General features: G+C 67.4%; 3 protein-coding genes. All 3 read left to right on the forward strand.

Going from position 1 to position 3,368, the window contains the following annotated elements:
- The first annotated feature begins 110 nt into the window (after nt 1–110).
- A complete protein-coding gene (locus tag K7W03_RS26960) occupies nt 111–500 on the forward strand; it encodes a DUF779 domain-containing protein (RefSeq protein WP_044661017.1) in 390 nt (129 codons plus the stop codon).
- Nucleotides 501–548: 48 nt separating this feature from the next.
- Complete coding sequence (locus K7W03_RS26965) at nt 549–1,691, forward strand: FIST N-terminal domain-containing protein (RefSeq protein ID WP_044661018.1); 1,143 nt, start codon at nt 549–551, stop codon at nt 1,689–1,691.
- A partial coding sequence (locus K7W03_RS26970) for a PAS domain-containing sensor histidine kinase (RefSeq protein WP_222888018.1) occupies nt 1,688–3,368 on the forward strand: 1,681 nt, incomplete at its 3' end. The genes K7W03_RS26965 and K7W03_RS26970, both read left to right, overlap by 4 nt.

Here is a 3,368-nt window from a genome sequence, read left to right on the forward strand (position 1 = left end):
AACCTCAGCGCCATTCTGCAATGGCTAAGCTGGAAGCTCCCCCGGATCAAGTCCGGGGTCGCGCCCACCCCTAACCCCTCCCGTTTACGGGAGGGGGACTGGAGATCATTATGAACCTTCCACCCCGCATCCTCGCCACGCCGGAAGCCGAAGTCCTGATCGCCCGGCTGGCGGCCCGGCATGGGCCGCTGATGTTCCACCAGTCCGGCGGTTGTTGCGACGGGTCGGCGCCGATGTGCTTTCCGCGGGGCGAGTTCAGGACCGGCGGGCAGGATGTGCTGCTGGGCCAGATCGCGGGCGACGTGCCGGTGTGGATCGGCGCGGCGCAGTTCGAATATTGGCGGCATACGCAAGTCACCATCGACGTCGTGCCGGGCCGGGGCGCGGGCATGTCGCTGGAAAGCCCGGAGGGGATGCGCTTCATCGTCCGCTCGCGCGTCTTCACCGATGAGGAGAATGCGGCGCTGGAAGCGGCGGGAGAGCCTTTGCGCGGCGGCTGATTCCCATTAGACAAGAAAAGAACAGGGAGAAAATGCGGGGAGAGGAACATGACGGTGCTGGCATCGGAGATCGCCTTTGCGTCAAGCCATGCGGGCGATCCGGCCAAGGCCATGGCGGAAGTCGCCGGTCAATTGGGGGACGAACCGCTGGCCGGGATGCTGCTGTTCTGTTCGCATCGTTTCGACCGGGAGGCGCTGGCGCGGGCGGTCAACCGCCGGACGGAGGGCGTGGTGGCGATCGGCTGCACCAGTTCGGGCGAGCTGACCGAAAATGGCTATGATGAGGACAGCCTGAGCGTCATCGGCTTTCCGGCTTCGGCCTTTCACATGACCTCGCTCTGTTTCGACGACATCGAGAATTTCGATCCCGCCGCCGCGCGGCAGGCGGTGCGCGGGCTGGCCGCGCAGGCGGAGCGGGAGAGCCGCCATCTGGGCGGGAAGGTCAATCATGTCGCGCTGTTCCTGGTCGACGGGCTGTCGCATCGGGAAGAATTGCTGACCATGACGATCCAGGACGCGCTGGGCGACATTGCGCTGATCGGCGGGTCGTCGGGCGACGGCATGGCCTTTCGGGAGACGGCGGTCTTCCATGGCGGGCGCTTCCATGGCCATGCGGCGGTGGTGGCGATCCTGTCCACGCCGCGCCCGCTGCATGTGTTCAAGGCGCAGCACTACCGGCCGAGCGAGGCGAAGATGGTCGTCACCGGGGCGATCCCGAACGACCGGATCGTGACCGAGATCAATGCGGAGCCCGCCGCGCAGGAATATCTGCGGCTGGCGGGTCATGCGGGCGAGGCGCTGGGCGTCGCCTTCTATGCCGCGCATCCGCTGATGGTGCGGGCCGGGGGCGATTATCATGTGCGGTCGATCCAGAGCGCGAATCCCGACGGCAGCCTTACCTTCTACTGCGCCATCGACGAGGGGATCGTGATGACCGTGGGCGAGCCGGTGGACCGTATTGCGCGGATGGACGCGCTGTTCGCGGACATTGCGGCGGAGGTGGGACCGGTGGACCGGATCATCGCCTTCGATTGCGTATTGAACCGCATCGATGCCGAGCAGCGGCAGATCAGCCGCGCCGTGTCGGAGCTGTACGGGCGGCATCGGGTGATCGGCTTCAACACCTATGGCGAGCAATATCATGCGCTGCACGTCAACCAGACCTTCAGCGGCCTTGCCATCGGCCGATGACCGACGCGGCCCTCTCTTCCGCCGAACTGGAGGCGTTGCGGGAAGAGAACCGCAAGTTGCGCAAGATCAATGCGGCGCTGATCGACCGGGTCGAACGGTCGAGCGACATGGCCGGCAACGCCTTTTCGATGTTCGAGACCGCGATCTCGCTGGAAGCCATGGTGCGCGAGCGGACTGTGCAGCTCGAAGACGCGCTGGCGAAGCTGGCGGAGGCCAATGCCGACCTCGCCTCCGCCCATGGCCATGCGGACGCGGCGCGGATGCGGCTGCGCGACGCGATCGATTCGATCAACGAAGGCTTCGTCCTGTTCGACGCGGAGGACCGGCTGGTCCTCTATAACGAGGCCTATCTGGGTTTCTGGCCGGAGATTGCGGACCATATCCGCGAGGGCATGAGCTTCGACGAGATCGCCAAGCTGGCGGCGGCGCATCACCGCCCGGTGGGACAGGACCGATGGGTGTCGGACCGGCTGGCGCGCCATAGCGTGGCGGAGGGCGGGCATGTGCAGGCGCTGTCCGACGGGCGCTGGGTGCAGATCAACGAACTGCGCACCAGCGAGGGCGGCATCGTCGGCATCTATACCGACATCACCGAGGTGAAGGCGGAGGATGCCCGCGACCGCGCGCGGGAACTGGCCGAGCGCAACATTGTGCTGCAGGCGACGCTCGACAACCTCTCCGAAGGCGTGTGCCTGTTCGATGCCGAGGGGCGGCTGGCGGCGTGGAACGAGGCGCTGCAACGGCTGCTGGAACTGCCGGAGGACTGGGCGCAGGAGCGGGATAGCCATGCCGCGCTGCTGGACTGGTGCCGGGGCAATCTGGGGATGGACGACAGGGGCTGCCTCGACCGGGGCGGGGCGCGCCATCGCAGCGAACTGGTCCATGCCGGGGGGCGCAGCTTCGAGATTCGCAGCAACGCCATGGAGCGGGGCGGGCAGGTGATCGGCTTCACCGACGTGACCGACATGCTGCGCGCGCAGGCGGCGCTGCGCGAGACGGCGGAGACGCTGGAGCGGCGGGTGGCGGAGCGCACCTCCGAACTGGAGGCGGAGGTGGCCGAGCGGCGCCAGATCGAGGCGCAGTTGATGGACGCCAAGACGGCGGCGGAGAAGGCGAACCTGTCCAAGACCAGCTTCCTGGCGGCGGCCAGTCATGATCTGTTGCAGCCATTGAACGCGGCGCGGCTGTTCGTCGCGGCGCTGGGCGACCGGCGATTGGCGCTGCCGACGCGGGCGCTGGTCAACCAGACGTCCACCGCGCTGGATTCCGTCGAGGATCTGCTGGAGGCGCTGTTGGAGATCAGCCGCCTCGACGCGGGCGCGATCCAGCCGGAGATCAGCGATTTCCGCATCGATCGGCTGCTCGATACGCTGCGGACGGAATTCGCGCCGATGGCGCGTTCGGCGGGGCTGGTGCTGGCGGTGGAGACGGCCCCGGTCTGGGTCCGCTCCGACATCCGGCTGCTGCGGCGGATTCTCCAGAATTTCCTGTCCAATGCGCTGCGCTACACCCAGCGCGGGTCGGTGCGCGTCGCCTGCGTCGCGGAGGCGGATGGGATAAGGCTGAGCGTCGCCGACAGCGGTCCCGGCATCCCCGTCGACAAGCAGCAACTGATCTTCGAGGAATTCCGCCGCCTCGACACGCCGGGGGGCAGGGGGGCGGGCGGCAAGGGGCTGG

The sequence above is a fragment of the Sphingobium sp. PNB genome (assembly GCF_019873065.1).
Lineage (GTDB): Bacteria > Pseudomonadota > Alphaproteobacteria > Sphingomonadales > Sphingomonadaceae > Sphingobium > Sphingobium fuliginis.

Bases quoted from the DNA above. Each gene is read 5' to 3' on its own strand.
- K7W03_RS26960 (WP_044661017.1), top strand. From the start codon at position 111: ATGAACCTTCCACCCCGCATCCTCGCCACGCCGGAAGCCGAAGTCCTG.
- K7W03_RS26965 (WP_044661018.1), top strand. From the start codon at position 549: ATGACGGTGCTGGCATCGGAGATCGCCTTTGCGTCAAGCCATGCGGGC.